Source organism: Verrucomicrobiales bacterium, assembly GCA_016793885.1.
GTDB lineage: Bacteria > Verrucomicrobiota > Verrucomicrobiia > Limisphaerales > UBA11320 > UBA11320.
This window is the reverse complement of the sequence record JAEUHE010000045.1, coordinates 43,419-49,418: the sequence shown is the minus strand read 5'-3', so window position 1 is coordinate 49,418 and position 6,000 is coordinate 43,419. Positions and strand designations below refer to the sequence as shown.

Here is a 6,000-nt window from a genome sequence, read left to right as displayed (position 1 = left end):
ATTTAATCACAACCCCTCACGCCCCCCTCGGAAATTCATTGTCATCCCAGAATGCCGATCTAGCTTAGGCCGTGACGATGCAACCGGCATTTCCTCTTGGCGGTCCAGAGGCTGCGCCCCGGGTTAGCGCCCAGCGCGCTCCCTTGAGCTTGAAGCCAGGCCGTGCTTTAGGGGTGCCCGATTCGGAAACGGGCACGAAGTCGCGCTCGACCAAGGCACGTGCCACTCGACAAATGACAAAAACGTTCGCTCAACTCGGATTCCCGGGACGCTTGATCGCAGTCGAAGGGTTGGATGGATCCGGCAAATCCACCCAAATCTATCTACTCAAACGCTGGTTGGAGCAGGAAGGCCTCAAAGTCTTCTTCAGCGAGTGGAATTCCTCGGAGCTGGTCAAGTCGGCTACCAGCAAGGCCAAAAAGCGGGAACTGCTCTCCCCTACCACCTTCAGTCTGATCCACGCGACCGATTTCGCGGATCGCTATGAGCGGCAGCTGGTGCCCCTGCTCCGCGCCGGCTACCTGGTGCTGTGCGACCGCTATATCTTCACCGCCTTCGCCCGCGACACGGTGCGCGGCTGTCCGCCCATCTGGGTGCGGGGCATCTACGACTTCGCAGCGCTTCCGGACCTGACCTTCTTCTTCCGGGCCGAGCTGGAAACGTCCCTCAACCGTATTCTTGAAGGCCGGCCGCAGCTCAAATACTTCGAGGCAGGCATGGATCTACGGCTCTCCAACGATCCCTACGAAAGTTTTCGGATCTTCCAGGGTCGCATCCTGGAACGCTATCTGGCCATGAGCACCGAGTTTAAATTCCAGATCATCGATGCAAACCAACCGATCGAGGTTCAGCAAAACGTGGTTCGGGATCTGATTTCCAACCGTATCCAACTGCAAGATTTCCGCCGTGAAATCTCCGTCAAATTTCCCAAGCCCGCTTGAGCCATGAGCCCGCGTAAAACCAAGAAGCCAAAGCTCTTCGCCTTTCCCCGAATTCTCGTGCCCAAACCGAGCAGCCGACGGTTCTTCGGCCACGGGATCCCGGGCGTCGATCCCAACAAGCTCCGCGGCAAACTGATTGTGGTTGAAGGCTGCGACGGTTCCGGCCGATCTACGCAGATCCAAAAGTTGGTCGAGTGGCTCGAGAGCAGCGGTCACGCCACCACTCAAATGGGCTTGAAGCGATCCACGCTCGTCAGCGAGGAGCTCAACATCGCCCAAAATGGCAATACTCTAAGCCATACCACCATGAGCTTGTTCTACGCGACTGACTTCGCGGATCAGCTCGAGAACGTCATTTTCCCCGGACTAAAGGCCGGCCGGATGGTGCTGGCTGATCGCTATATTTATACCCTCATGGCCCGGGACCTGGTTCGTGGCAGCGATCTGGACTGGCTCCAGAATCTCTACGGAGTGGCGCTCATACCCGATGCCGTCTTCTATCTGGATGTTTCGCCCGAGGAACGACTCCAGCGAAATTTCGCCAAGGACTTCGCTCTGGATTACTGGGAAAGCGGCATGGACCTGGGCCTATCCCGCGAGATGTTCGACAGCTTCCTGAAATACCAGGCGCTCGTGGAACGCGAATTCCGCCGCCTGCACAAGATCTACGGCTTTACCATCGTCGATGGCAATCGATCGGCGGATGATATCAACGCGGATCTGCGCAAGAAGACCGAAGAAGTGTTGGCCGGCGACTAGGGGCAGAAATCCAGAGTCAACGGGGTGTCTCCACGGGCGGAAAGCGCTGCAGCTGAACGATCAAAACGCACCCTTGCAACTCATGTTACGGTAATGTCACATCCCGGCTCTTGACCTTGGAGGTCCCGCTCCGGTTTGATGGCTGCGACAATCGCTTGAACCCGACCGGAACCATACCGTCCGTAGGCACTCTACGGGGCCTGATCGACATCGGCACCAACTCTGTGAAGTTGCTGGTGGCGGAGGTAAACGGTCACTGCGTGCGCCCGGTTCACGAGGTGAGCGAGCAAACTCGGCTCGGCCGCGGGTTTTACGAGACCCACCGACTGCTCCCCGAAGCCATCCAAGACACCGCTGATGCCGTTCTCCACTTTAAAAAGATCGCTGAGGAACTGCGGGTGGAATCCCTGAAAGTCATCGCCACGAGTGCCGCCCGCGATGCCCAAAACCAGGCCGAACTACTCGAGGCTGTGCAACGTCTGTCCGGGTTGGTTGTGGAGGTGATTTCCGGCGACCAAGAGGCGGAATGGGTGTATCAGGGTGTCACGACCGACCCCGCCATCGCAGGCGGACGACTGCTTATCCTGGATGTGGGCGGAGGCAGTTCCGAATTCATCCTGGGCGAAGGCCCGCGCAAACAATTCCAGGAGAGCTTCCACATGGGGAGCGTGCGCCTGCTGGAGCAACTGCACCCGGCGGATCCTCCGCTCCCGGGGGAGTTGCAGGCATGCCGCAACACCATCCGCTCGTTCATTAGCGAACGGATTGTCCCCGATGTCGGTCGTGCGCTTCGCTCCTCCACCACACCGTGCCGCCTGATCGGGACGGGAGGCGCCTCCACCATCATGGGCCGGATTATCTACCAACTCGAGAGCTTCGAGCGCGATCGACTCGAAGGGGCGGTGCTCAAGCGCACCGACATCCATTCCCTGGTCGAGCGCCTCTGGTCGCTCTCCTTTAACGATCGCCGCCGCATCATCGGCCTGCCGAAAAAGCGAGCGGATGTCATTCTCACCGGTGCCGCCATCTACGAGGGCGTCATGGAACAACTGGGATTCGACGAGCTTACCATCAGCACCCGTGGCATTCGCTTCGGGGGACTCCTGATGCGCTGAAACACAGCCCTTCGCCAGCTCCGGCAAATAGGCTATCCAAACGCCAAAGTGCCCGGATCCGGTTGACATCCCAGCCTTAAACCCCACTTTAGGGATTGGTTCGTCTCGAGCATCACTAGGCGTGGCGTCGCGAGAAGGAATCTAACAGAAGCGACTTTTATGGCTGATTCCTCAAAGACAGTTCCGAAGCAAAGCAACGTCGTGAGACGATTGGGTTTAGGTGCCGGCGTACTGATCGTGCTCCTCATCGTGGCTTACTTCGTCGGGACCAGCGGTGCCTTCATCAAGAGCGTGATCCTGCCCCGCGTTGGAACGTCCATGAACGCCACCATTACGGCGGACGACATCTCGCTAAGCCCTTTTTCTTCCGTCTCCATCAAAGGGCTCAAGGTGTTGACGCAAGGTGAAATACCCCTGCTGACCGCCACCGAAATCCAGGCACGATACAGCCTCATGGATATCTTGGGTGGCAAATTGACCCTTCACGAAGTGCGCGTGGAATCTCCGACCATCCAGATCGTTCCCACGGCCGACGGCAAGGATAACCTGGCTCCGCTGTTGAACGATCCCACCCCGGCAAAGCCGACTGCCGAATCGAAGCCGGCGATGAAGCTCAATATTCATCAACTCTCGGTCAATAACGGCTCCTTCCGCCACGTCGCTCCGGCGACCAAAGGCCCATCACAATCGATCACTGCCACCGGCCTGTCCCTCAAGATTGATCCGCTGGTCACAGGCCAGCCGGGGCGGCTGGATTTTTCGTCGGATCTCAAGCTGGACGGGGGCACCAACGGAGCCTGGAGCGGCAAGGTTCAATCTCAGCTCGAACTGACGCTGGATGAGGCTTCCTTCCCCCAACTGCTCAAAGGGGCAGTGCGTGCTGCGATCGCGCAAGCAAGCGGACAGTTCGCCAACCTGAACGGCTTGTCTACCGCCCTGGAAATGGATGTCACGGCGACAGAGGTCAAGCAAGTGGCGCTGCGATTCGAGCAGGGGGGTAAATCGCTGGGTTCAGCGACCCTCGCCGGGCCGTTCAATGCCGCCAAACAGGAAGGCAAGCTGAAGCTCCAAGTCGCAGGAATCGATCGTCAGTTGCTCGGCTCCCTCACCGCCGGAAGCGGTTTGGATTGGGGCAACACGACCCTCACCGCTCAATCCGATCTCGACATCTCCAAAGGTGGCCAAGCCTTCCAGGCCTCCGGCAGCGTCGGAGTCAACCGTTTCAGCGCCACCCAGCAAGGCCGCACCACGCCACCCATGGATCTGAATTTGGTCTTCGGGGTGGCCGCCGACCGGGCAGCTCAAAGCGCCACTATCTCCTCGCTCCGGCTGCAAGGTCAACAGAATGGGCGAGCGTTGATCGCCGGAGATCTGACGTCGCCGATGGCTTTGGCCTGGGGTTCGACCGCCGCCGCAAGCGCCGGAGACGCCACGTGGCAGGTGTCCATCACCGACCTCAACCTGTCCGACTGGGGAGCGTTTTTAGGCGAGGCCATCAGCTCCGGACGTCTGACCTCCAAAGCGGCTATAGCTGCTCAGAACGGAGGTAAAGTCCTGCGGGTAGACACCCAGACCGGGATCCAAGATCTCTCTCTCACCTTGGGAACCAACGGCTTTCGGCAAGGCGATCTCCAGCTGCAGATCAAAGCTCAGCTCTCTGACTTTCAGCGGTTGGTTGTCGATCAACTCAACGTCCAGCTCACGCAGGCCGGAAAGCCAGCAATGTCCGTGAACGCCACGGCCAGTTGGGATAACGCCAAGGGAGACTTCTCGGCCAAGGCCACGACCGAGTGGTTCGCTCGACGCCTCCTCGGTTCGGGCGGAACCAAACCCGGACAGATGTCCCTCGCCGCTGAAGGCAGCCTCTCGCCCTCATCAGTGCTGGAGCTAAAGCGACTTGCCCTCGGATTTCCCGCCACGACCAACGCTGCGACCAACGAGTTGCTGGTTCAAGGGCGCTTGGACTCCAGTTCACCGAACGCTCAAAAAGGAACGTTCACCCTCCAATCGACCACCTTGGATCTCACGCCGCTCTATGAGGCCATGACCGATCCGGCGGCCGTGAAGCCGACCCCGCCCGAAACCGCTAGCTCGGGCCTGCCTCGAGTGGAACCGGAGCCCTCGATCCTTCCGTTCAAACCGCTCACCGTGGAGCTGAATCTCGCCAAGGTGTTTCTCGGCGAGATTACCCTGGCCGGCGCCAAAGGCTCGCTGCTTATCGACGGTGGTCGGATCAAGCTCAACGGCCTTCAATGTGCCCTGAACGGCGCTCCGGTCCGGATCTCGGTAGATCTAGATCAGGGCATCAAAGGCACGAGCTACGATCTGAGCTGCCAGGTGGAGGGATTGCCACTCGAGCCCCTCGTCAACACTTTCTCGCCCGACCTGCGCGGTCAGGTGAATGGCAACCTGGTCGCCAACGCACAAATCAAGGGTGCCGGGGTGACCGGAACACAACTTCGCCAAAACCTCGCGGCGCAGATCAGCGCGAACATCACCAACGCGAACATCCACGTCCTGAAAGGCAGCCATACACTTTGGTTTCTTCCCTTGGATCTCAATCTCATTGCTTCCTTGCTCAATATCCCAGAAATCACCCGCTCCCCGATTCAACACATCGAGCTGGGTGCAAAAGCAGCCAAAGGTCGGATCACGCTCGAACAGGCAATCGTGCAAGGGGCCGCCTTCCAGGCCCAGGCCTCCGGGGGCGTTGAGATCGCCGACATCACCGATCTTTCTCCGGTCCAAATACCCCTGCATATCTCCCTGGCCCGCGGCGTGGCCCAAAAGGCCAATCTCATGAATTCTGACACGCCAACCAATGCGGCCTATGTCGCCTTGCCTCAATTCGCGGCCCTCAGTGGAACTCTGGGCAAGATGGAGACGAAGACTGACAAGATGCAGATCCTGCAGCTCACAGCTCGCGCCGCCACCGGGCTTCTAGGCGGAGCCCCAGCGAATGTCATCCAAGGGGTGGGCAATGCAGTCAACAACCTCGGCGATGGCTTGGGGAATCTCCTGGGCGGACGTAAGTCTGCCGGCACCAACACCCCGAGCGGAACCAATGCGCAGCCTTCCAACCTCAACCCGCTGAACCTGTTCAAAAAGAAGCCGAACTGACGGAACGTCGCAGATGACCGACTCCGTCGGTGTGGAAAAGCTGTAGAGGGCTACAGCACTCCAAG

General features: G+C 59.2%; 4 protein-coding genes. All 4 read left to right on the top strand.

Annotated features, from left to right (window positions below):
- Positions 1-233 precede the first annotated feature (233 nt).
- The 4 genes from JNN07_06370 to JNN07_06355 all read left to right on the top strand — a co-directional run bounded on the left by JNN07_06370 (position 234) and on the right by JNN07_06355 (position 5,935).
- On the top strand, positions 234-941 hold the full coding sequence (locus JNN07_06370; GenBank protein ID MBL9167348.1) for a thymidylate kinase: 708 nt from the start codon (positions 234-236) through the stop codon (positions 939-941).
- Positions 942-944: 3 nt separating this feature from the next.
- Entirely contained in the window at positions 945-1,700 is a 756-nt protein-coding gene (gene tmk / locus JNN07_06365; GenBank protein MBL9167347.1) for a dTMP kinase, read from the top strand.
- A 110-nt stretch (positions 1,701-1,810) separates the two neighbouring features.
- Positions 1,811-2,815, top strand: a complete 1,005-nt coding sequence (locus JNN07_06360; protein ID MBL9167346.1) for a hypothetical protein — start codon at positions 1,811-1,813, stop codon at positions 2,813-2,815.
- Between the two features lie 159 nt (positions 2,816-2,974).
- Positions 2,975-5,935 carry a hypothetical protein gene (locus tag JNN07_06355; GenBank protein MBL9167345.1) on the top strand — a complete coding sequence of 987 codons (2,961 nt, stop codon included), beginning with the start codon at positions 2,975-2,977 and terminating at the stop codon, positions 5,933-5,935.
- Positions 5,936-6,000 lie beyond the last annotated feature (65 nt).

What these genes read in the sequence shown, in the direction of transcription:
- JNN07_06370 (MBL9167348.1), top strand. Translation starts at nt 234, where the DNA reads ATGACAAAAACGTTCGCTCAACTCGGATTCCCGGGACGCTTGATCGCA.
- tmk (MBL9167347.1), top strand. Translation starts at nt 945, where the DNA reads ATGAGCCCGCGTAAAACCAAGAAGCCAAAGCTCTTCGCCTTTCCCCGA.
- JNN07_06355 (MBL9167345.1), top strand. Translation starts at nt 2,975, where the DNA reads ATGGCTGATTCCTCAAAGACAGTTCCGAAGCAAAGCAACGTCGTGAGA.